This is a genomic window from Archangium violaceum Cb vi76 (assembly GCF_000733295.1).
Lineage (GTDB): Bacteria > Myxococcota > Myxococcia > Myxococcales > Myxococcaceae > Archangium > Archangium violaceum.
Genome location: NZ_JPMI01000026.1, coordinates 14,932 through 38,429, shown reverse-complemented (window position 1 = coordinate 38,429; position 23,498 = coordinate 14,932). Strand labels below are relative to the sequence as shown.

Below are 23,498 nucleotides of genomic sequence, written 5' to 3'. Positions count from 1 at the left end.
CGGTGTTCGCGGGGGGAGAGTCAGGGGTCGTTTTCTGTGAGACGTGCCCGGCTGCTCAGCCTCCTGGTCGGTTCCGGGCCCGGAATCACAGGCGGCACGGGTCCTCTCGACCTGTCTTGCAAGGACGAGGAAGCCAAGACCGGGAGCGAGTGGATGATGAGGCAATCAGCGGTGAGGGCATGGGACGAGAGCGAGGCGGACGTCGAGCAATCCAGGGAGATTCCCGAGCCGTGCACGATGATCCTCTTTGGTGCCTCGGGTGACTTGTCGGGACGCAAGCTCGTCCCGGCGCTCTTCCGGCTCTTCCAGGAGGGGCTGTTGCCCGCGGAGTTCACCCTGGTGGGCACCGCGCTCGTCCCGATGGGACACGAGGGCTTCCGTTCGCGCATGCGGACCGCGGTCGAGCAGGCGCTCGGGGCAGGTGGTGTGGACCCGGCCGCGTGGAACGCGTTCGCCCGGGGGCTCTACTACGTGCCGCTGGATATCTCCTCGGCGGGGGATTACGCGCGGCTGGGCGGGCTGCTGGAGCGGGTGGAGGTGGAGCGCCGGACTCGGGGCAATCGCCTCTTCTACCTCGCGGTGTCGCCCGCGCTCTTCGGTGACGTGGTGGATCGGCTGGGCGAGTCGGGGCTGACGAGGTCCGACTCGAGGCGCTGGTCACGCATCGTCGTCGAGAAGCCCTTCGGGACGGATCTCCCCAGCGCGCGGCAACTCAACACCCGGCTGCGCCGGCACTTCGACGAGTCGCGCATCTACCGGATGGATCATTACCTCGGGAAGGAGATGGTGCAGAACCTGCTGGTGCTCCGGCTCGCCAACGGCATCTTCGAGCCGCTGTGGAACCGCCGGCACATCGACCATGTCCAGGTGACGTGTGCCGAGCCATTGGGGGTCGAGGGACGGGGCGGGTACTACGAGCAGGCGGGGGTGGTGCGGGACATGATCCAGAATCATGCCTTCCAGGTGCTCTCGCTCATCGCGATGGAGCCGCCCGCGAGCCTGGAGCCCGAGGCCGTGCGCGACGAGAAGGTCCGGGTGCTGGAGTCGGCACGGCCCTTCACCCCCGAGCGCATCCGCGCCGAGTGCGTGCGCGGGCAGTACGGGCCGGGTCTCATCGCGGGCGCTCCCGTGTCTGGCTACCGCCAGGAGCCGGGGGTCTCGCCCACGTCGGGCGTGGAGACCTACGCGATGCTGACCATGCGCTTCGACAACCCGCGCTGGGCGGGGGTGCCCTTCTACGTGCGCTCCGGCAAGCGGATGAAGGAGCGCCTCACCGAGGTGGTGGTGCAGTTCAAGGAGGGGAGGGAGAACCTCTTCGGTGCGGGACAGCGGGAGAGGATGTCCGCCAACCAGCTCATCATCCGGATCCAACCGCACGAGAGCGTCACGCTGCGCGTGGCGATGAAGGCGCCGGGGCGGGCGGTGCGCGTGCGCGACATGGACATGAGCTGCTTCTACGCCGCGTCCCACGAGGGGCCACCCCCGGAGGCCTACGAGCGGCTGCTGCTGGACGGAATGCTCGGAGTGTCCACGCTCTACACGCGGGAGGACATGGTCGAGCGGGCCTGGGAGCTGGTCACGCCCGTGCTGGACGCCTGGTCCCATACGGGCGCCGAGCCGAACTACGCCGCCGGGACGTGGGGCCCAGCGGATGCCAGCCGGTTGCTCGCGCGCCATGGACACGCCTGGAACGGGGCGTGAGCGCGGCGCCGAGCGGTCCGCTCAGCGCTTCCCGGCGCCGTCCTCGCCCTTCTTGTCGGCGGGGACGGTGCGCGCGGGCGTTTCGATCTCCGCCTTGATGAGGCGGAAGTCGACGCGGCGGTTCTTGGCGCGGCCGAGCGCGGTGGCGTTGGTCGCGATGGGCTTGGACTCACCGAAGCCCTTGGCGCGCAGGCGGTGGGACTCGATGCCCTTGGAGACGAGGTAGTCCAGCACGGACTGGGAGCGCCGCTGGGACAGGTTCAGGTTGAGGGTGTCGGAGCCGACGTTGTCGGTGTGACCCTCGATGAGCACCGGCCCCAGCTCGGGGTTGCGGTCGAGCACCACGGCCACCTCGTCGAGCAGCTTGAGGGACTGCTTCTGGATGGTGGCGGAGCCTGTCTCGAAGAGGATGTTGCCCTTGATGCGGATGCGGTCCGACTCGATGACCACGAGCGGCGGGTTGTCGATGGGGCAGCCATCGGCCTCGGGAGGACCGGACTGGTCGGGGCACTTGTCCACGTTGTCGGGCACCTCGTCGCCGTCGGTGTCCGGGCAGCCGTCATAGCCCTTGGGGCCGACCATGTAGGGGCAGAGGTCCTGGCCATCGGGAATGCCGTCGCCATCCGAGTCGCCGCAGCCCCCGTCGGCCTTGGAGCCAGCGGAGTTGGGGCACTGGTCCTCGCCATCCGTGACGCCGTCGCCGTCGTTGTCCGGATCCGGGCAGCCGTCGTTGTCCCCGAAGCCGTCCAGGTCCTCGGCCTCCGTGGGGCACCGATCGCGCGAGTCGGGCACGCCGTCGCCATCCGAGTCGATGAAGACCTCGTCGTAGCGCAGGGCGAACATGACGCGCAGCTCCTCGCGGCCGTAGCCGCTGCCGACCGTCACGCCGCGGCCCACGTTCAGCTCCACGCCCCAGCCTCCGTAGAAGTGGGCGCGCACGCCGCCGAGCACTCCCCAGGGCGTCTTGAGGGAGTCCGCCTGGCTGAAGTTGAAGGGCGCCGTGGCGGGCGTGGCCAGGTGCATCTCGGCGATGGCCTGCACGTCGGTGAAGCGGCCCACGTTGGGCAGGTCCACCACGGCGCCGCCGCCGAACGTCACCTCGTTGCCCACGTAGAGGTTGAGGTACTGCCCATGCTGGGGACGCAGACGCATGCCGAGGTTGCCCAGCACGCGCACCGGACCGAAGGCGCGTTCCACGGCGATCCGGGGGGCGATCAGCACGCTCTGTTCCCCAAGGAAGCTGTTGCCATCCCCGGTGGGCAGGCGCACCTCGGCGGTGAGGGCGACGCCCACGGGGAACTCCTCGGGCAGCAGGAGGAAGACGCGGGGTTGCAGCCTCACGTCGCCGAAGCCGAACCGGCTGACGCCAGCGGCGCCGGGGAAGTCCGGGGCGTTGAGGCTGTCGCGCAGCAGCTGGAAACCATCACCCTGCGTGAGGGTGAAGGGCACGTCCGCGGCGAGCTCCAGCCGACGGTGCAACTGCCAGGCGAAGAGCGCGTGGACATCCAGCCGGTAGGGGAGGAGATCCCCCAGCTTCTCGTCGCCCAGCTTGAGCGCGAGGATGCCGCGGTTGTAGTCGAGGAGCAGGGCACCCCGGAAACTGCCAGCGGGCTCGGCTTTGGCGCCCTCGAGGGCGATGCCGCTCCTCTGGGCAGGGGTGGCCTTCAGCGGCACGGCATCGAAGCCGCGCGCGAAAGGATCATGGTCCGCCCGCGCCGCGATACCAGCCAACAGCAGGCACACCACTGCGAGTCGGGTTGCTGCGCTTCGCAAGGACCGCTCCCAGGGAGAGGCCCGGAAATTCGGGCCCTTCAGTGGCTCGGCTCATACCACCCACTCCCGGGGGGCGGAAGAAAACCCCCGCGAGAGTGCCTGCTTGCTACAGCCTGGTGCTACTTCTCCATGAAGGACTGCGCGGGCACCACCTGGATGGCGTCGGCCCGGATGGGCAGGGGCCAGGTGATGATGGCCTTGTCGTCCTCCAGGAGCGCGGGCGCCTTGGCGGAGGCGTAGGTGATGGGCGAGGGCGGCTGCTCCTCGAGGTTCTTCGCGAACTCCTGGGCGTCCTGGGTGACGAAGGCGAAGTTGAGGGCCTCGGGGCGCAACTGCCGGCGGACGGCGGCGTTCACGGACTCGGGGGTCATCTTCGCGAGCGCGGCGCGGTACTCCTCCAGGAAGCCGGGCGTGCCGTAGAAGAGCGAGTCGATGGCGTAGCCCAGCCGGCGCTGATCCGTCTGTTCCCACAGGCGCGTGTAGCCGAGGAGGAAGCCTCGGCTGAGCTCGAACTTCTCCTGGGGTATGCCCTGTTTCACCAGCCGATCCAGGAAGTAGAGGGCGCCGCGGGTGGCGAACACGCCGTTGGCGGGCACCACGGGGCGGATCCACACGGAGATGTGCTGCTGGGTGCGCGCGATGTTGGTGCGGTTGTAGGTGGTGCCGGGCTGCTCGATGAAGTGCTCGGCGTAGGCGTAGTCGCCGTAGTTGAGGCCGCGCTTCTCGCGCAGCTCGTTGAAGAGGACGCCGGAGGACTGGCGGTGCTCGCCGAGGTACGAGAGGGCGAGGGACACGGGGAAGAAGTCAGGGTCTCCCCGGCGCAGGGGCGTGACGTAGCCCATGGACACGGCGGTGGAGAGCGTGGGCTTCTGCACCACGAGGGCGCGGCCTCCGGTGGTGGGCACGGGCGGCAGCTCCACGCGCGGGGCGCCGGAGGCGGGGAGCTCGGACAGGCGCGAGACGACGGTCTTCTGGAGCGCCTCGTCCACGGGGCCCGCCAGGCCAATGACGAGCCGGTCCTGGGTGAAGACGCGCGCGGCGTGGGCCTTCACGTCCTCCAGGGTGATGGACTCGAGCCCCTTCTCGGTGCCGCCCACGAAGTGCGCGTAGGGGTGGCCCTGGTAGAGGAGCGCGTCGAGCGCCACCTTGCCGAGCAGCTCGTCGTTCTCGCTGCGCAGCCCGTTGCGGACGTCACTGAGGGCCCGCGCGCGCAGCCGCTCGAACTCCTGGGGCGAGAAGCGCGGCTCGAGCAGCACGTCGGTGAAGATGTCCAGGAAGCGCGGCAGGTGGTCCTTGTGGACGCGGCCGGCGAAGACGGTGAACTCCTTGTCGGTGGAGGAGCTCAGCTCGGCGGCCATCGGGAAGAGGGCCTCGAGCAACTGGGCCGAGGTGAGGCTCTGCGTGCCGCCCTCGGCCAGGAGGTCGGCGGTGAGCGAGGTGAGACCCTCCTTGCCCTTCGGGTCATCCACCGAGCCCGTATGGAAGACGAGCCGGAAGCTGACGATGGGGCTGGCCGGGTTGGCCTGGACGACGAGCCGCAGGGGCTCGGGGCGCTCGAGGGGCGCGGCGGGCACGGACGTGGGGGCCGCGGGGGCCTGGGGCTCGGCGGGAGCCTGCGCCTGCTCGGCCTGGGGTGGAGGCGCCTCGGGAGCGGGAGCGGTCTGGGACGTGGTGGCGCAGCCGCCGAGGCACAGCGCGGCGCAGAGGGCGAGGGAGCGGGACACGAGGGGACGCATCAGTTCTGGCCTCCGGCCTTCTTGGGAGTGAGGGTGAGCTGGGTGCGGTTGGCGGCGGTGAGGTACTTCTTGGCGAAGGTGATGAGGTCGCCCGGCTTCACCTCGGAGACCTTCTGGTAGTGGACGGCGAGCGCGTCCGGCGTGCCGAAGATGCCGGCGAAATAGGACAGCTGGGTGGCCACGGACTTGGCGGTCTCCATGCCCATGAGGAGCCCGTAGCGGGTGTTGCTCTTGATGGCCTCGACGCGGCTGGCGTCCACCTTGCCGGTGGCGAGCTCCCTCACCGCGGCGTTGAAGGCATCGCGGACGGCGGCACGGTTGCCTTCCTCCTGGAGGACGGCGACGAGGCCGAAGAGGTGGGGATCCCGGTGGATGGAGAAGTCGCCGTAGAGCTCCTGGGCGAGCTGCTTGTCCAGCACGAGCTCCTTGTAGAGCGGGCTGGTGGGGCCGACGAGGTAGTCGGCGAGGACCGTCTGGATGGCGGCGTTGGCGGTGTCGAGCCGGGAGGCGGGGGTGCGCCAGGCGAAGATGTGGCGTGGCTGGGTGCTCTGGGGCCAGTCGATGTGGACGGAGCGCTCCTTCGTCTGGGGCGGCTCGGCGGGCACGGTGATGGTGGGGCTCTTGCGGTCCCACGGGCCGTAGTGCTTGCGCACGGCCTGCATGAGCGTGTCGTCGTTGAAGTCACCGACGACGACGAGGATGACGTTGTCCGGAGTGTACCAACGCTCGAAGAAGGTACGGCTGTACTGGTAGGCCTGGGGCATGGCCTTGATGTCGGCGTAGTGGCCGATCGTGGTGTGCCCGTAGGTGTGCTTCGTGAAGATGGTGCGGCCGAGCTCCTCCTCGATCTTCAGGTAGGGCTGGGCGGCGCTCTTGTGGTACTCGCCGAGCACGGCGAGCGCCTCGGTCTGGAAGGAGGGCTCGGAGTACTCGAGGTTGCGGAAGCGGTCGGCCTCGATCTCCACCAGCTTCTCCAGGCCGGCGGTGGGGCCGTACGAGTGGTAGACGGTGAGGTCGTCGGAGGTGAAGGCGTTGTCGTCGAAGCCGTAGGTGCTGATGACCTTCTCGCGCTCGCCCTCGGGGAAGTTCTTCGTGCCCTTGAACATCATGTGCTCGAAGAAGTGGGCGAAGCCCGTCTTGCCCGCTTCCACCTCGTTGCGCGAGCCCACGCGCACCACGGTCTGGTAGGCGATGAGACCCGGCGAGTTGAAGGGCACGCGGACGACCGTGAGCCCGTTGGGCAGGCGGTCGACCTTCATGGGGTAGGGGAAGAAGGGAGAGGCGGCCAGCTCGGCTGCCGCGGCGGGAAGGGCGACTCCCAGCAGGAGGAGCAGGAGGGGGATGAAGCGGCGTTGCATGCGTGTCCTCAGGTCGCTGAAGCACCCACGAGGTGGGGGCCAGGAAACGGCGCAGCCTACCTGCTATTCCCGCGAGCGGGCGGGCGGAGGAGGCCGGCGTTGGAGGACGACAGGACGGGGCGTCAGAAGGATTGACCGGGCGCCGTCAGCGGTTATGGTGGATGGAGCAACGAGGAAGTGAGCGAAGTTGAAGTGCCCGAAGGGGGCGACCTGGTTTCGACGGGGGCATGGAAGTTCGAGACGCGTGCCGAGCTTGTTGGTTCGCTCGTAAAACCAACCGACAAAGACACAAAAGCCAACGACAACGTTGAGCTCGCGCTGGCTGCCTAACTAGCAGTTCCTGGTGCGCGGTCCTCCCGCTCTCGGCCCGTGGGGTGGGGCAGGACCGTCATAATGCGGGCTGGCCGTCGAGGGTGCCTGGACTCTCGGCGGTGAGATCATCCAGGACCGGCTCACAGAATCCCGTCCGTGGGAGTCTGGGGGACGTAGCAAATCGCGGACTACGCACGTAGGGTCAAAGGACGGAAGGCTTTCGGACGCGGGTTCGATTCCCGCCGCCTCCACTGGAAGTAGCAAGGCCCCGGCCGCCATCAGGCGAGCCGGGGCTTTCTTTTTCCACCGAGGCCGCGAGGGATTGACGAGCCGCCCCATCAATGGGGGCACGGACGGAGGGCACCGCGGCTCCACGTCACGTCTCCGAGCACGGGCGGCCCCAGGTTTTGCTAGCCTCCCCACTCCCGAGGTTGAGCACGTGACCGAACTCCTACCGTTACACTCAGGTGTCGCTGGAGAGGCACCATGAAGCCCACGCTGGAGGACGTGGTGCGGCCAGACATGGTGGTGGGCGGCTACCGCATCGAGAAGAAGCTGGGAGCTGGCGGCTTCGGCAAGGTGTTCCTCGCGTGGCGCGATGGCAGCCCGTGCGCCCTCAAGTTCATCCACCTGGAGAGCGTCGGGGAGTGGGGCTGGCGCGAGCTGTTCATCATGCTCCGCCACGAGTTCCCCAACGTGGTGCGGCTGCTGAGCCACTTCAAGTGGCCGGAGGAGAAGCCCGAGTACCTGGTGCTCGTCATGGAGTACGTGCCGGGAGTGACGCTCTACCGGTGGGCGCGGGACAACAACCCGTGCGCCCGCGAGCTGGTGGAGAAGCTGCTGCCGCTCGCCCGGGCGTTGAAGGAGGTCCACGCCAAGGAGGTGAAGCACCGCGACTTGAAGGGCGACAACATGCTGGTGCGCGAGGCTGACGGAGCGTTGGTGCTGGTGGACTTCGGCGCGGGCACCATGCCGGGCGCTCCTCGCGTTACCGGAGCCCTGGCTCCGGCCAACCTCCGCTACCGCAGCCCCGAGGCCGTGGCCTTCTTCCTGCGCGAGAACCGAAAACGGGGGGAGCGCTACGACTACACGGTGAAGGACGAGCTGTACGCGCTGGGCGTCATCCTCTACGTGCTCGTCACGGACGTGTACCCCTTCAACGGCCCGGATGACGAGCTGATGGCGGAGATTCGCGCGGGCAAGCCCAAGCCCCCGCACGTGCGCAACTCTCGTGTGCCTCCGGCGCTGAGCAACCTGTGCCTGCGCCTGCTGGCCAATGCGACTGCCCGCGTGCCGGACGCCGAGGCCCTGTGCAAGGCGCTGGAGAAGTTGCTGGAAGAGGCGAAGGTGGACCCCCACCGCTGGGAGATGGCGCTGTGCTACGGCTGGACGGCGGACGGACGCACCACCGATGACGCGCCGGAACTGGTGGGCAAGGATCCGCAGGCGTGGCTGCGCAGGTGGATCCGGCAGAAGCCCAAGCGGGGCAGGCCACCCCCGCCTCCCGTTGCTCCCGCCCCTCCCATCGAGCCTCCCGCCCTACCCGAGCCGCCCACCGCATCAACCGTCCCCACCCTTCGTACCCGGGTGAGACGCGCCGTTCCGCTCCTCGTGGCCGTGACCGTGGTGGGCCTCGTGCTGGGTGTGGTGAACGTCCTCGGCCAGCTCCGGCCGACGCCTCCCGTTCCAACGCCGTCCCCTGCTCCAGGCCAGCCGGTGTTGACGTCTCCCGTACCTGCGGAATTCTCCTTCGGCGGACCGATGCCATGGGCCACGCACGTCCATGAAGTAGCGCCCCCGTGGAAGCCGCCCGAAGCTGACGCAGGCGCAGCGCCCTCGAAGGCGGACACCCCTGCGCCCGTCACCACCGTGACGCTCAGCTCGGGAACGACTCGCATGAAGAAGAAGGCCCCCGGCTCACAGGCGGAGAGGGAGAAGAAGGGCAACGGCTCCACCGGGGCCAACGTGCTGCTCGCCGTGGCCGCCGCCGCCAACATGGCCTGTCCCGGTGCCCAGGTCCGCAAGGCGCCCGCGCCACAGGCGTGCCCGGCCGGTGCTGTCGAGACCATGACCCGCCAGCTCGGCATCCCCATCGGTGACATGGGCGGAAGATCCAGCTTCCCCGGGTGGGAGAAGCGCAAGCCCGTCCCCGTGAAGGAAGGCCCCTTCTCGCTTGAGTTGGAGGCCGACTGGGACGTGGATGGGCGAACGGCATTGCCAAGAGGCACCCGTCTCTCCGGGCAGCTCTGCATCGGGGAGAAGCGCGTCTACGGCCTCATCACCCAGGCCGTGACGCCTACCGGGGACACGTTCACCGTCTGCATGGAACTGAGGGAAGCCGGTATCGAGCGTGGCCTGGAGATCAGGCCCGATGGCGAGGCCATCAGGGTCAACCCCTTCGTGGAGGTGAGGACGGTGAACCGCTTCCAGTAGCGCCATCCGAGTGCCTGGCGGGCTGGATGCTGGGGGCAGCTCGCGCACGACCGGGGAGGAAGGTGTGTTAGAGCCCACGTCTCCGGTCTCTTCGCTTTCTTCGTAGAGGTGCCCGCTCCGTGTTCGCCTTGTCCTCCACCGCCCTGCTCGGACTGGCCCTGCTCGCCTCACCCACCGACGCGGCCGAGCAGGTGCCGCTCCCCACCTGCGAGGCGGGTACGCGCTACATCGAGCTGTACGCGGACGCCCCGAGCAATCCGCCGGAGGTGTGCATCCGGCCGGAACTGACCCTCAACCTGCTCTTCGACGCAACGCTGGCGCGCGTGGTGGTGGAAGGGCGGGAGCGGTTCCGCCGGGTGAAGGTGGTGGACGACACCCTGATGCTCGTGGCCTCGGAGGCGCTGCACGACGGAGAGCGCGTGCGGGTGACGGTCTACTTCGAGGACGGTGCGACCCCGTCGAGCGCCACGTTCGTGCTGGTGGTCCACCCATCCCAGGCGGAGCGCCAGGTGGAGGTGTCGCGCCACGAGCGCACCGTGGCCTCCCTCCGCCAGGGTGAGCAGCAGGCGCGAGCCGAGGTCCAGCAGTGCCGGGAGGAGAAGGCGCGTCTCCAGGCCGAGTGCAGCAGACAGGTGGGGCTCACGGGTCTCATCGAGAATGGATGGCTCGACGAGAAGGACATCGTCGCCAAGGTGATTACCCTCAACGTCACCCAGCGTCCGGGAAACTCGCTCGTCGCGCGGAAGGTCATCAGCTACCGGGCCGTTGGACCCAAGGGGCGAGGACGAGTAGCCGTGAAGGTGGAGTTGCGCAACACGGGAACGGTGCCCTGGACGCCTACGGCGGCGGCCCTGGTGGGCTCCAAGCGCGAGGCGCTGACGGGGCTGACGGTGTGGCCCCTGGAGCCCATCCCGCCGGGGAGGTTCCAGAGCATCACCGTGGAGATGAACGCGGCGGAGAGCGAGGCCCGAGGCACCTACACGCTCAAGCTATGGGGCGAACAAGGCGGAGCTGAGGGCATGACCCTCGACGGCGTGACATTCCCCTAGACGTGCCGGGAGACGTAGGGGGCGTGAGCCCCTTCCGGGTGACACGCTGCTTGACGCTGGCGATGGCGGCCAGGGCCTGCTTCCGTACCTGGTTCCCCCGGCGCATGCGTCGGAGCCGACGTTCAGCATCCTCCACCATCGCCCAGCCCAACGGGGCCTTGGTGGGGTCACGGTCGGCCGCCCACTCCAAGGTTTCGCAGGCAGCGTGCATCCGGTATTCCAAACTCGGATACCCGAGCCGCCGCACGCGGAGCAGCGCCCCCTGATACTCCACCCAGGTGCGCGCCCGGAAGTGCGCGAAGCTCAAGATGTGATGCGCAACCAACCGTCTGATGTGCCGCCGCTCCCACTCCGTCCCCGCCTCGCGCAGCAGCCTCTTCTGGAGAGCCAGATACTCCCGGTTCCCCTCCGCGAAGGAGGCCGACACATTCTGGAGCAGGGCCACGCTGAGCTTGTCGAACTCCATGGCGACTCGCCGCCAGAAGAACTCGCGGGAGGGTTTCATGGTTCAGGCTCCTGGACACTTCTTCTTGTTCATGCGCTCGGGCCAGAAGCCGTGTCGCGCGCAGTAGCCGAAGCAGTCCCGACACTGGGTGGTGCCATACAAGCTACCCGGCTTCTTTCCGATCTCCTCGATGCAGCGGGCGTAGTAATCGGCACACCTCTTCTCCCTGTCCTCTTGAGTCTCCTCGTTGTCATCCCGAGCCTCTTCCTTCTCTCCGTCTTCCAGGGATCGGAGCCCGGGCGGGCCCACGTTGATGGGTTCCGACCGCGCTGGGGGCGTCGCACCGCACAGCTCGTACTGGCCGGGGTGCTGCTTGAGGCAACAGGTGACGGTGCTGTCCGTCTGGTTGCACTCCGCGCCGTTCAACGCGAATGCACCTGAGCCGTACCTGTAAGCCTCTGTAGAGGCACACCCCGAGGCCAACACCACGGCGAAGACGACCGCCACGAACGGAGTGGGCAAGTTGCCCGCCCTACCAGGTCCCAAGAAGCGCATGAGCCCTCCCACGGTGGGTTGCCATGCGATCTCTGGACTAAGCCACTAAAACCATCAATCCAGGCAATGCGATAATTCCTCGTCGCGTGGGGTGATCAACACGTCCACCCGTCTACTGGCCAATCAGCAGGGTTTCAGGTGAGGCGTAGGACTTGAAACTCCTCTGGAGTGCGCCGGGGCACACTCCTCACGCGCTAGCTACCCACTCCAATAGGTTGAGGCAAGCTACCGACTTGCGCGGTTGCCCGGGACTTTCTTCAGGGGATCAATCGTGTTACCTGAAAGGAACCAATATTCACACATGAGAACCTGAAAGGTTCAGGGAGTGCCCTCGTGAACGATCCATCGACCAACGACAGCTTCCCCATCCACCCCACGGGTCCCGACGGTCTTCTTTTCGAGGGACCCACATACCGCTACACCTTCGTCTCCGCGCTGCTGGACTCGCCGGACCCCATGGCCATCGCCCAGCGCACCCCCGTGAAGGGAGAGGGCGCTGCGTGCCGCGTCATCCTCAAGCGGGTGCAGATGCCGCCCGAGGACGAGCGCCGCCAGCGGGCCGTGGAGGAAGTGCGGCTCGCCACGCGGCTGCACCACCCGGGTATCGCCCAGGTGTACGAGCTGGCGGAGCACGAGGGCACGCCCTACGTGGTGATGGAGCACTCCCCGGGCCTCTTCCTGGCGACGGCCATGGAGACGGCGCTGCTGCTGGGCAGGAGGCTCGCACCGGCCCATGCCGTCTACATCGCCGCCGAGGTGGCCGACGCGCTCCACTCCGCCTGGAACAGCCAGGACGAGGAGGGACGCCCGCTGCATGTTGTCCACCGGGCGGTGAGCCCCATGAGCATCCGGCTGGAGTCCAGCGGCCGGGTGAAGCTCACCGACTTCGGCGTGGCGTACTCGCGGATGGTGGGACGGCTGGACACGCCCTCCAAGGTGCTGCGCGCGGAACTGGACCATGCCGCGCCCGAGGTGGTGCGCCACCAGGAGCCGGATGGGCGGGCCGACCTCTACTCGCTGGGCATGGTGCTGCTGGAGATGTTGTCGGGTCAGTACCCGCTGGACTCCCCGGACGAGAGGCTGCCGTTCCGCGAGACTCCGGAAGCAGTCCGGTACAACGCCCGCGTGCGCGCCGAGCGTCCCACCTGGACGAGCGTGGGGGAGCTGGCTGACCGCATCCTGAGCTTCGGCCCGGAGGACGTGGAGCGCGTGGCCCGGAAGGTGCCCGAGCCGCTCAAGCGGATTCTCCACAAGGCCCTGCGCGGCAACCCGGACGAGCGCTACCAGAGTGGCGGTGAGATGAGGGACGAGCTGTGCGCATGGCTGAGCGGCCAGGGCAAGCGGTTCGGACGCTCCAGGGCAGCGGCGGAGCTGCGAGCCCTCGACCGCGACAAGCCAGCGCCGCAGGAGACAGGCGCCTTCCCCATCGAGAAGGGCGTCCTGCTCACTCCCGAGGAGGAAGCCACGGCCGAGGAGGAAGAGATGGAGCGGAGTAAGTGACCATGAAGAACAGCGCGCACCTGACGAAGAAGAAGCTGACCGTCCACCTGGGAGAAATGCTGAAAGAGGCCCGGCTCGAGGCCGAGCTGACCCAGGCGGACGTGGCCGAGCGCGTGGGAGTGGTCACCGAGGTGTACGGGCGGATGGAGCGGGGCAACCTGACGCCCAGCGTCCTCACCCTGCGCAAGCTCTGCATGGTGCTGCGGGTGGATGCCAGTGCCGCCCTGGGACTGCAAACGGGCGAGGCGGCGGCCTGGTTGAAGGAGTCCGAGCCCACCCCGGAGGAATCGCCGCAGATGCGCCGCCTGCTGCGCACCCTGCGCCAGTTGGACGACAAGCAACTCGCCGCTGTCGGTTACATGGCTCGCAGCCTCGTGCCGCCCGAGGCCCGTTAGCTCTCGTCGGAGAGGTGGGTATCGGCCGTCTCCAGCAGCTTGCGCAAGAGCGCCAACCTCTCCGGCGGCCAGCCCTGCAAGATGTGGATGATGCGGCTGAGTTCCGGGTGCTCACCGGCCTCGGGTGGAGGGGTCGGCACCGTTGCCTCGTGGGCCTGAGTACCCAGGGACAGGAGCGCATCCGAGGAGATGGCCAGGGTCTCGCAGATGCGCCGAAGCGAGGGCACGCTGGGCACCATCGCGCCCCGCTCGACCCGGCCGTAGACGCCGGGCTTCAGGCGCACCTTCTTGGCCACCTCCGCCTGCGTGAGGCCCAGCCGCAGGCGAGCAGCCCGGGCCGCGTCCCCCAGCGCGTGTCGCAGCTTCTCGTCCATGGTGTCCGTCTATCGGAAAGAGTAGGGGAGCGCGATATCCAGCCTGGTGGAGCAGTGATTCGCAGAGAAACCTGGGTCGCTCCCGTGCCGGGGCCAGGCTCGTGGGCGGCGAGGGCAATTGCACGTGTCCCGATATCGAGCGTACCCCACCAGAAGCCGTCAGGTACGCCAGCCCCGGTGCCTGCCTCCACTCCTCACGCAGGCGAACACGTCCAGCGCTTTTGTCCTGCGCAGCAATCCAGCCCAGCCCACTCGCGGCGTCCGCTCCTTCTTCGACTCTTGCCTCGTCGCTGCATCAGGTGCCACGCTCGTCTTCTCCGTTCCCGCTTGGGGAGCCTGTCGGTCGCCATGCACGTGCAGCGGTATCGCGACGTGAACGGCAAGGGCGTGCTGACGTTGTGGACGGGACACAGCCGCGAGTAGTGGGAGCTGGATGGCCGACTGTTCCCCACTCAGTGGGAGTCCGTCTGGCACCTGCCGGAGGGGGACTTCCCGGCCGTGCGCATGGAGATCCTCCACCTCCAGACCGGGTAGGGCGGTGATGGGGTAACCTCAGGGTCGTGTCGCGCCGCCCAGAGTCGGCGCTCATCGCCGGTCTACCTCATGAACCAAGGAACAACACGCCTGTTGAAGTTCCTGTTCAACCCAGGCCTTCCTGGCCAGCTGGCCTTCGAGCTGACCGAAGGTTCCGTGTTGATCGGGCGGACGCACGAGTGCGACGTCTACATTCCGCATAAGAGCTTGTCCCGACAGCACGCCCGGCTTGAGTGCAGCGAAGGCCGGGTCACGCTCGTCGACCTCGCGAGCAAGAACGGCTCCTTCGTCAACGGCGTTCGGATTGAGCGCTGCGACATCCAGCCCGGCGATGACATCCAACTGGGTGAGGTCCCGCTGGCCTTTCTCCCCAATGACCTCTCCAGCGCGGCAATTCACGCACCCGCGGGTCTTTCGCCGCACGACAACGCTGGCGAGTCGCTGGATGCCGCGATGCTCAAGCCGACATTGGTGCGGGACCTGAGCAAGATTACCGTTCAGGCCGTCTTGCAGCAGGCGTTGGCGGCGGGCGAGAGCGAGAAGGCTCAGCGAGCGCAGGAGCGGCTCCGAGCTCTCCTCGACGCCAGCCACCTCCTCTCGTCGCCACGCGACCTCCAGGTTCTCCTCGGTGAGATTCTCGACTTGGCCTTTCGCATCCTCGGGGTCGATCGTGCCGCCATCCTCCTCGTCAATTCGAGCACCGGTGTGCTCGAACCGAAAGTAGTCAAGTCCGCCAACGCCGCCATTCCCGCCACGTACAGCCAGCAGATCGTCGACTACGTTCACGCGCATGGGGTCTCCGCAGTCTTCACGGACGCCGTGAGCGATCCTCGGCTCGGTGCTTCTGAGTCGGTAGCCCTCCAGTCTATCCACGCTTCCGTGTGCATCCCCCTCCGGCCGAGGAAGGAGGCGCTCGGGGTGTTCTACGTCGACAGCCTCTCGGCGACGGGCCTGTTCGGGAGCGATGACCTCGAGTTCCTCGCTGTTTTCGCCAACCAGGCCGCCATGGCCATCGAGAACTCGATGCTCTACCGGCGCATCGAGGAGGAGACGGTCTCGCGGATGCAGCTCATCATGGACGCGAAGCTCGCCTCGCTTAGCGCGCTTGTCGCGGGCATTGCGCACGAGCTCAAGAACCCGCTTCACTTCATCAACAACTTTGCCATGCTCTCGACGGAGCTGACCGATGACCTCGCCGCGGGCTTACAGTCGCGGGGGGATGGCACGGCTGCCGCCTTGGTCAAGAATGCCGAGGACTCCCTGGAGATGCTGCGCGACAACCTGCAGAGGATTGTCGGGCAGGGGCGGCGAGCGACGAACATCCTCAATGACATGCTGCGCCACGGGAGCAGTGCCGCCGGGGCTCGCGAGAAGGTCGACCTGAATACGGTCGTCGCCGAGAGCATCAAGCTCGCAGGCTCTCGCTTGCAGGGCTTCGAGAATTCCCTCCAGCTCGACACCACGTATGACGGCTCGATCGGCTCTGTCGAGGTGCTCCGCATTGGGCTCTGCCGTGCCTTCCTCAACATCATCGAGAATGCGTGCGATGCGATGAGCAAGAAGCGCCGCGAGCTGGGGCCCTCCTATACGCCCCAGCTCCGTATCCACACCATCGCCCGCGAGAACCACGTCGAGATCCAAATTCGCGACAACGGGCACGGCATCCCTCCGGAGATCGCCGAGAAGATCTACAACCCCTTCTTCACCACCAAACCACCCGGGGAGGGCACTGGGCTCGGCCTGTCGCTTAGCCACGACATCATCGTCCAGGGCCACCAGGGCAAGCTCCAGATGAATTCGATTCCCGGCGAGTTCACTGAGTTCATTATCAGCCTCCCCAGGAAGCCGTCGCCTAGCACGAAGGCGAGCTGAGCGACGTCAGGTCCGCGGGTCTGGGGCGGTCAGGCGCAGGAAGCACCACTCGCGCAGGACCGCGCGGCGCAGCTCCTCGGCATCCGCGAAGCCGGAACTCCGCGCGAAGGCGTCCACCTCATCCGGCATGGGCCGGCCGAGGCGCTCACCGAAATACCACTGCCAGAGAGCCTCCGCCGTGAGCCCCGCGTCCGCGAGACTCGGGGCCTCGAGCCCATTGGCCGCCAGCAGGCGCTGCTTCTCCCATGCCCTTGGAATAAGGCGGGCGTACTCGCCCGTCGTGCGCAGGTGGTCGGGCAGGCTCCTCGTCACCTCCGGCTCGAAGAGCAGGGCCATGCGTCGCACCTGTGCCTCGTCTCGCATCAGCCGCGTGAAGTCCTCGAGCCCGAGGCCTTGCGTCGCCATCCACCGTTCGGTGTCGGCGGGGTCGAAGAGTTCGCGCTCGCGCCGGAAGGCATCGACCGTGCCCTGCAGCGTCTCGGAGCTCACGGCGAGCCCCTGGCGCCGCGCCTCTTCCAAGGCCAGCACGCGCAGGAGCGCGCCCTGTCGGGCCCGCTCATGGGTTCCTCCGACCCGCAGCTCCTCGACGAGCGCTTCGGTGGGGACGGCCTCGTTCGTCCCGGCGGAGGTGCGCAATTGGCCGGTGCGGCGCCGCACCTGGTCCCAGGCGTCGGTGTACTCGAACGAGTACCGGACGCGTTTCGGCTCGCGGCTCCCCGAGAGGCGCTCGCGCATCACCCGGAGCATCGCGAGCGCATCCACTCGCTTCTGGTTCACCCGTCCCCGTGGCAGCCAGGACCGTAGCGCCTCGAGCTCACCGGCGGGCAGCTTCTGCTCGGCGCCACGAGCGAGCACCACCGGCCAGGAGCGCTCCGGGTAGAACAGTTCCTTGGCGAGCCGCTCGAGCCTGGTGTGCGTCTCGGGTCCGAGCACCCCGGCTTTGACGGCGGCCTCGAGCGTCGCGCGGATGTTGACCATCGCCTCGGAGACGGTGCGATAGCCATCCTCTGCGGCTCCGTGCAGGACCGCGACCTCGTCGTCATCCTGGAGCGCGCCGCTCGCGAACGCCTCGTAGATGGTGCCCACCCCCTCCATCCCGAAGGCCGCGAGCTCCGCGGCACGCAGCGCGCCCATGCTGGCGCTGCCGAAGACGTGAATCCCCTGGGAAATCGCCCAGAGGATTTCCTTGTGCCACACGGAAGGGATGCGCTCGAAGTAGCCGTCGATGATGCCAATCGCTCGCGGCTGGTCCAGGCTGGCGCGGTATACGTCGCCCTGGGCGGCCGGCGGGAGGAAGACGGCGTCGAACTCGGCCCGTCCCTCCTCGGGAGAGAGGCTCGGACCGGTGAAGATGTAGATGCTCATGCGCCACGCCCTTCCAGCACCTGGCGGGCCCGCGCGCCGGGGACATAACCGGGCACGTCGTGCATGGTCTCGAGCCCGGGGATGATGACCCGCGCAACCGGGATGCTGAAGGCCCGTTGGGTCAGCTCGACGACGGCCACCTGCCGGATGCCCGCGGCGTACAACCGCTGGAGCTGCCAGCGGAGGTCCTCGTCCACGGTGGCGTGCTCTCGGGTGGGGATGCTGCGGAAGTCGCGCGAGGGCCCGTGCTCGGCCATCTCGGCCAGCACGGCGCGCACTGTCTCGGGATCTCTCGTGCGCTCGTACTTGCCACGCCCGCCGTCATCACGGGAGCCGGCGATCATGGTCAGGCGGCTCTGCGCGGCCTCGGTGAGTGCCCGGAGCAGCGCCACCCCGCGCGAGGGATGACATCCCATGCCGGCCGAGGAGTAGAGCAACCGGAGGGGGTCCGGCGTGCGGTCGGCGATCGTGCAGAGGAACGAGGGGAGGCCCACGTCCGTAGTCGTCTCCCAGACCGCGACGGCGATGCCCGCGCGCTCGTACTTCTCCAGGACCGACAGGCACGCGGCATCGTCGACGGTGGAGAGGTCCACCCGGGTGCGGCGCCGCGTCTGCTCGCCACCGAGATACCAGAGCGTGGTCGCGTCGCGCTCGACGACCTCGCAGATGCCATGGGTGATGGCCTCGAGCAGGTGGTTGCCGGAGGCGAGCCCGTTGGAGCTGTTGACGAACGTGCCACTCCCCGGCGGCAGGGGGAGCACGTAGTTGGTATGGACCATCTCGTACGGCACCCAGAGGGGCTTGCCGCCCATCAACTCCCACCCCTCCACCCAGAGGATGCGGAGGTCATCGTGGAAGGGGCTCACCGGGAGCCGCGGCAGCGCGTCCACGTCGACGAGGGGATGGGTGAATCGCAGTTCGGTGCGCGTCGCGAGCTTGAGCGGAAGGGTGATGGTCTCCGCGTGGTAGAGCTCGATGGCCTCCATCAGCCCGGAGGCGCGGGCCGCCTCCAGGCTGAGCCCCTTGCCCTGGGAGACCGACAGCGAGCGCGCGTTGGGTCGGCAGACCATCACGACGGGAATGCCAATCGCATCCAGCCCGGTGACGTTGGCGACGCGGGTGATACCCATGACGGGCAGCAGGGGCCGCACCCGCTCCACGGTCTGCTCGGGGGCAACGGAGCGGTGCGTGCCGGCGAGGAAATGCTTCTGGACGGGCGCGGGGGGGCGCGGAGGTGAGGGGTCCGTCATGGGGTGGGAGCGCGTGGACGACCGCGCGCACGGCGCTCCTGGGGAGGAACGCCGTGCGACGCGAAGGCGCTCACTTGGGCTTGGGATAGGAGGGAATCTCGCAGGACTGGCCTTCGGGCGTCGGCTCGAAGATCCGGCTCCTGTTGATGCTGGCGAGGTTGAGCACGTAGCACACGCAGTCCGTCGTCCTCGACGCCGGCGGGATGTAGGCGAACGTGGTGCCTCGCTGGAGCATCTGCAGGACGAAGGTGGAGTCGCCAGCGCGCAGGCGATTCTTTCTCCAGTCCTCCTGGCTCAGGCGATACATGCCGCCCGGGGGCTCCGGGTATTCGTCCGGAGGCGAGCCGATGGGCAGGTCGTCGTTGTTCACCATCGAGAAGTTGGCCAGGTAGTAGCCCGTCCTGGGCTCGGGATCCTGGACCCCACCGGGGGCCTCGGGCGACGTGTCGAGGCTGTTCTGCTTCGAGGAGGGCTGTCCCTCCAGCCGGAGGTACGCCAGGACGGCGTCGTTTTTGACGCCCTCCTTCAGCGCGGTGGGAAGCTTGTTGTAGTCCTTGATCTTGTGGGCGTCGTTGTACCAGGCATTGACATGCACATGGTACAGGATGCCATGGCCATGGCCCTTTTCATCGAGTGCACCGATGATGATGTCCTGCGCGTGCATGTCCTTCATCGCCGCTTTGGTCGGGGCGACGATGTAGATGTCCTGATTCTTGGGCGTGGTGTTGGACATATCGGGTCTCCCAGCCTGTGATTACTTGAGGAGGTTCGGGTAGGCGATTACCTGATAGGAAACAGCACGCAGGAGGGTGGAGATCTCCTCCTTCGCGATGAGCTGTTTGACCTGCTCGTAACTCTCCCTGAGCTCGGGGTCCTTCGCCAGCAACCCGGGCAGCTGCTTGGGCGCATCCTCGCTGGGGAGCTGCCAGTGATTGACGAACTGGTCCTCCTTGATCGGCTGGCTCGAGTTGACGGCCTCGAGGGTCCCGATAAGCCCCCAGCCATATCTGGCCAGGTTCTCGGCGAGCCTGCGCATCCGGAGCGCGAACTCAGGCCGTACATCCTTCGATTTGAGCGTACCGATTACCAACGCGTCATACTGCATAGGGTCCCCTCCCATGGTTGCTCGACGAGGCGCCCCTTGCGGAGCGCCCCGGCGTCATAGATAGCCAAATTCTTCCGCCAGTGCTACCGCACGCGAGAGCGAAGCGCGGGCGGCTTCCTCCTGCCCGCGCTCCCACTCGGCCACGCTCTCCTGGAGGACGAACTCCAGCGAGGCTGGCAGCCGCTGCTGGGTAGGCTTCACCAGGGCGCGTGCGTGCTCCACCGCCTCGGAGAGCCGGCCCGCCGGCAGCGCCACGGCCAGCAGCGGGAAGAGCGCCGACCATTGGAAGGGATAGACGAGGGAGATCTGCCCCCAGAAGCCCTGCGCCGCGCGGCCCTTCTCCACCACCTCGGCCAGGTCCTTCCGGAGCCAAGCGAGCCAGGCCTGATTGGCCCTCGCGGTTCCGATGTACTCGACCATGTTCCCGGCCAGGGCGACCGACAGGCTCTCCTCCGCGCACCGTTGGACCTCGGACGCATGGCCGCGCCTCCTGCGGTGCACGATGGCGAGGTAGGTCAGCGCCCGCGAAAGGAGCGCGACGTCGCCCACGCGCTTGGCCAAGCGGACGGCCTCGTTCATCTCGTGAGCGGCCTCGTCGAGGCTCTCGTGGAACAGCAGGGAGGCGGCGAGACCGAACTGCATCAGGGCGAGCTCGCCGAGATCTCCGGAGGCCGAGGCCGCGTCTCGTGCGGACCGCGCATAGCGCACGGTCTCGTCCGGCACCTGGTAGCGATCGCGCCGGAAGCTCGTGTAAACCAGCGCCTGGAAGAACTTGGCGCGTTGCATCGGCGTACCATGCGCCTCGATGACCGGCCTCACGCTCTCCGCCAGCTTGCTCATCTCCGGGACGCGCGCCAGCCAGTAGTAGACCCAGATTTGATCCAGTCGGATCTGCACCCACGCGCGCCACCAAGCCTCGTCCGCGCCGGCCACCTCGGGGCCGAGCGCGGCCTCCGCCTCCTGGTGGGCGCGGAGCGCCTCTTCGTGCTTGTGGTGCGTCTCCCAGGTCTTGCCAATCTTGCGGTGGAGGTTGGCGCGCCGGACCCGTTCGGAGGGAGGCAGCAGCGCGAACGTATCCGCGTAGGCGCGTCGCGCGTCCTCCTGTCTGCCGCTCAGCGAGAGCACGTCGGCCAGGTTTTCGTGCACCACGCCCAACGAGTCGCGCCACGTTTCCTCGCGGGCTGTCTTCAGGCGGAGGAGCTCATCGAGCAGTCCGATGGCCGAGCGGTAGAACCCGATGGCCTCTTCGTTGGCGAACGTTCGCTTGGCGTGCTCTCCCGCGCGGACGAGGTAGTGCACCGCCTTGTCCCGGATCTCCGCCTTGGACCAGTGGTGCGCGAGGCTGGGGTAGAAGCGCGCGGCGGAAGGCGAGTGGGTGTAGCGCGTCTCGATGGCCTCGGCCGCGGCGTGGTGCAGGGAGCGGCGCCGTGACGCCTCGATGTTCTCGTAAGCGATTTCGCGCAGCTTGTCGTGGACGAAGCGGAAGTGTCCGTCTCCCGCGTCCTCGAGGATCTGCCGTGTGCGCAGCTCCTCGATGGCATCCATCTCCTCCGTGTCGCCCACCACGGCGGCCGTCGTCAGGAGGCTGCCGTCGAACTCGCGGCCGAGCACGGAGGCGAGCTGCACCAGGGTCCGGCTCGTGGGACTGAGCAGGAGGAGTCGCGCCTCGATGAGCTCGGCGAGCGTGCGCGGCAGGGGCAGCGACTGCTCGAGCGGGCCCGACGCGTCTTGCTGGGCGAAGTGCCACATGCCGACCTGGGTCCGGTGGAGGACGCCCCGGGCAATGGCCGCGCGCAGGTACTCGGCGATGAAGAACGGGTTACCGCCCGACTGCCGGTCGAGGAAGTCGACGAGAACCTGGGGCGGCGTGCGCAGCGCGAGCATGTCGCTCACGATGGCGCGGACGATGGACGCCTCCAGCCGGCCGAGCTCCACGCCCAGGGCGCTAGGGGAGCGCACCAGGGCGCGCAGAGGCTCGCTCATTTCCTCAAGCCGGTACGTGCCCATGATGAGCAGGCGGCTGCCCTCCATGCTGTTGGCGAGCATCCAATGCAGGAAACCCAGTGACAGTTCGTCTGCCCACTGCAGGTCGTCGATGATGAGCAGGACGGGCTTGGACTCGGAGAACGCGAAGAGCGTACCGCGCAGCGTCTCGAAGAGACGGTTGCGTGCTGCCTGCGCCGGGAGCGCAGCGGGCTCGGGCTGCGCCGACAACCCGGGCAGCTCCGCCAGGCTCGGCTCGTACGGGGCGAGCAGCTTGCCGTTCAACCCGAGCAGCCGCTCCGTTTCCGCGGCGCCCTGCTGCTGACAGCGATCCGCCACGGCGAGCAGCATCGGCCGGAAGGGGTGCAGCGGGCCGGCCTTGATGGCGTCACCCTTCGAGTCGGCCACGCCGACCGCGACGCACTCGCCGGTCACCACCTGGAAGCCCTGCCGCGTGGCCTCGGTGGCCGCCTCCATCGCGGTGCGTGTCTTGCCGACGCCGCTCTCCCCGCCGATAAACACGCACCCGCCCTGCTTCCCGGCGGCACGCCTCAGCGCGCCCCGGAGCTTCTCTATGATGTCGGTGCGACCGGAGAACGCCGGGCGGTAGAGGTAGGGTTGCGCTTGGGGCGCCTCGGCGCTCCAGCCCTCGGCGCCGAGTTCGGAGAGCGCGAGGGCCACGTCATCGGCGTGCCCCAGCCGCTGGCGGGAGCTCTTCTCGAGCAGCTTGAGGATGAGCTCCTCCAGTTGAGGTGGCACTCCCTCCACGCGCTGCGACGGTGGCTGCGGGCTCTCGAAAAGGATCTGCTGCAGGACGTGATGGGAGCGGGTGCCCGCGAAGGGCGTCTGCCCCGTCACGCATTCATAGAGGATGGCGCCGAGCGCGTAGAGATCGGCCCGAGCGTCGACGAGCTGGCCGCGCAGTTGCTCGGGAGCCATGTACGAGATGCTGCCCATGACCCAGCCACCGACCTCGAGGATCTCCCGCCCCTTGGCGCCGCCGAACTGAGAGGAGACGCCGAAGTCCACGAGGCTCGGCATTCCGTCCGCGCGGATGAAGATGTTCTCTGGTTTGAGGTCTCGGTGGATGATGCCCTTGCCGTGGAGGTATGCCAGCGTCGTGCAGAGGCGCCGCACCATCGTCAGCAGCGGCGCGAGCGCACTGGCGGAAACGGCGCGCGGGGTCGTTCGTCGCGTGGGCACGGCGGGGCTGGAGACAATACCGGGGCTGGAGGGAGTAAGGAGGGGCCCGTTGGGGGTGGCGGAGGTCGCCGTACGCACGCCGCTGCCAGAGATGGTCTCGGTGGCTCCATCCCTCGTGGTCTCTTCCCTCCAGAACTCCGTGAGATGATGGCGCAGCGTCCGGCCCTGGAGCAGCTCCATCGCGTACCAGGGCAGGCCTCCGTGGACTCCCTGCTCGACGATTCTCACCACGCCGGGATGCCGGAGCTGCTGGAGCGCGTGAATCTCACGCCGGATGCTGGCCACCGTGCCTTCACCCGCAGTGGCCACGGTCTTGACCGCGGTCAGCTCGCCCGTGTCGACATGTTGGCTGCGGTAGACAACCCCCATCCCTCCACGACCGAGCACCCCCAGAATGCGGTACGGTCCAATCCGCTCCGGAATCAGCGCTCTCAACGAACTCGCCTGAATCGTCATTGCTGAGAGTTTAACTTTATTCTATGGGCGGATTCCAAGAGGGGGGACACGCTTGGCCCAGGGTCGTCGGGATGCCCCAGCTTTGTGCGAAGCAGTGCG

At 67.8% G+C, this 23,498-nt stretch carries 16 protein-coding genes and 1 other RNA gene; 7 read left to right on the top strand and 10 right to left on the bottom strand.

Annotation, left to right across the window (positions count from 1 at the left end; all coding sequences use genetic code 11):
* Positions 1-153: 153 nt before the first annotated feature.
* Positions 154-1,701, top strand: coding sequence for a glucose-6-phosphate dehydrogenase (zwf, locus tag Q664_RS04720; RefSeq protein WP_235216556.1), 1,548 nt, complete (start codon positions 154-156; stop codon positions 1,699-1,701).
* A 21-nt stretch (positions 1,702-1,722) separates the two neighbouring features.
* Here the strand turns inward: zwf and Q664_RS04715 are convergent, their stop codons facing one another.
* From Q664_RS04715 to Q664_RS04705, 3 genes are all read right to left on the bottom strand, one after another.
* On the bottom strand, positions 1,723-3,474 hold the full coding sequence (locus Q664_RS04715; protein ID WP_043390254.1) for an OmpA family protein: 1,752 nt from the start codon (positions 3,472-3,474) through the stop codon (positions 1,723-1,725).
* A gap of 119 nt (positions 3,475-3,593) precedes the next feature.
* The gene (locus tag Q664_RS04710; RefSeq protein ID WP_043390252.1) at positions 3,594-5,210 is read right to left on the bottom strand and encodes a M16 family metallopeptidase; all 1,617 of its coding nucleotides are present in this window, start codon (positions 5,208-5,210) and stop codon (positions 3,594-3,596) included.
* A complete protein-coding gene (locus tag Q664_RS04705) occupies positions 5,210-6,568 on the bottom strand; it encodes a M16 family metallopeptidase (protein ID WP_043390250.1) in 1,359 nt (452 codons plus the stop codon). Before Q664_RS04705 ends, Q664_RS04710 begins: the two co-directional genes overlap by 1 nt.
* Before the next feature lie 201 nt (positions 6,569-6,769).
* Here Q664_RS04705 and ssrA point away from each other — a divergent pair.
* From ssrA to Q664_RS04695, 3 genes are all read left to right on the top strand, one after another.
* Positions 6,770-7,134: a transfer-messenger RNA gene (gene ssrA / locus Q664_RS54045) on the top strand.
* Positions 7,135-7,366: 232 nt separating this feature from the next.
* Positions 7,367-9,313 (top strand): serine/threonine protein kinase, encoded by a 1,947-nt coding sequence (locus tag Q664_RS04700; protein ID WP_043390248.1) that lies wholly within the window; start codon positions 7,367-7,369, stop codon positions 9,311-9,313.
* A gap of 119 nt (positions 9,314-9,432) precedes the next feature.
* Complete coding sequence (locus Q664_RS04695) at positions 9,433-10,362, top strand: DUF2381 family protein (RefSeq protein ID WP_052517673.1); 930 nt, start codon at positions 9,433-9,435, stop codon at positions 10,360-10,362.
* 508 nt (positions 10,363-10,870) lie between these two features.
* Here Q664_RS04695 and Q664_RS04685 read toward each other — a convergent pair.
* Entirely contained in the window at positions 10,871-11,362 is a 492-nt protein-coding gene (locus Q664_RS04685; RefSeq protein WP_152621915.1) for a hypothetical protein, read from the bottom strand.
* A gap of 333 nt (positions 11,363-11,695) precedes the next feature.
* Here Q664_RS04685 and Q664_RS04680 point away from each other — a divergent pair, with 333 nt between their 5' ends.
* Together Q664_RS04680 and Q664_RS04675 are read left to right on the top strand one after the other, a co-directional pair.
* Positions 11,696-12,862 (top strand): serine/threonine-protein kinase, encoded by a 1,167-nt coding sequence (locus Q664_RS04680; RefSeq protein ID WP_052517672.1) that lies wholly within the window; start codon positions 11,696-11,698, stop codon positions 12,860-12,862.
* A 2-nt stretch (positions 12,863-12,864) separates the two neighbouring features.
* Complete coding sequence (locus Q664_RS04675; protein ID WP_043390240.1) at positions 12,865-13,257, top strand: helix-turn-helix transcriptional regulator; 393 nt, start codon at positions 12,865-12,867, stop codon at positions 13,255-13,257.
* On the opposite strand, the gene Q664_RS04670 is transcribed toward Q664_RS04675, so the two are convergent.
* Positions 13,254-13,631, bottom strand: a complete 378-nt coding sequence (locus tag Q664_RS04670; RefSeq protein ID WP_043390238.1) for a helix-turn-helix domain-containing protein — start codon at positions 13,629-13,631, stop codon at positions 13,254-13,256. The genes Q664_RS04675 and Q664_RS04670 overlap by 4 nt on opposite strands.
* Before the next feature lie 627 nt (positions 13,632-14,258).
* Here Q664_RS04670 and Q664_RS04665 point away from each other — a divergent pair.
* The gene (locus Q664_RS04665; protein WP_052517671.1) at positions 14,259-16,037 is read left to right on the top strand and encodes an ATP-binding protein; all 1,779 of its coding nucleotides are present in this window, start codon (positions 14,259-14,261) and stop codon (positions 16,035-16,037) included.
* 6 nt (positions 16,038-16,043) lie between these two features.
* Here the strand turns inward: Q664_RS04665 and Q664_RS04660 are convergent, their stop codons facing one another.
* The 5 genes from Q664_RS04660 to Q664_RS04640 form a co-directional block, all read right to left on the bottom strand.
* Positions 16,044-17,402, bottom strand: a complete 1,359-nt coding sequence (locus Q664_RS04660; protein WP_043390237.1) for a TfuA-like protein — start codon at positions 17,400-17,402, stop codon at positions 16,044-16,046.
* Positions 17,399-18,652, bottom strand: coding sequence for a YcaO-like family protein (locus Q664_RS04655; protein WP_043390235.1), 1,254 nt, complete (start codon positions 18,650-18,652; stop codon positions 17,399-17,401). Before Q664_RS04655 ends, Q664_RS04660 begins: the two co-directional genes overlap by 4 nt.
* Before the next feature lie 70 nt (positions 18,653-18,722).
* Positions 18,723-19,385, bottom strand: a complete 663-nt coding sequence (locus Q664_RS04650) for a hypothetical protein (RefSeq protein ID WP_043390233.1) — start codon at positions 19,383-19,385, stop codon at positions 18,723-18,725.
* 21 nt (positions 19,386-19,406) lie between these two features.
* Complete coding sequence (locus tag Q664_RS04645; RefSeq protein WP_152621914.1) at positions 19,407-19,688, bottom strand: hypothetical protein; 282 nt, start codon at positions 19,686-19,688, stop codon at positions 19,407-19,409.
* Between the two features lie 123 nt (positions 19,689-19,811).
* Entirely contained in the window at positions 19,812-23,399 is a 3,588-nt protein-coding gene (locus Q664_RS04640; protein WP_043390228.1) for an ATP-binding protein, read from the bottom strand.
* Between the last annotated feature and the right edge of the window lie 99 nt (positions 23,400-23,498).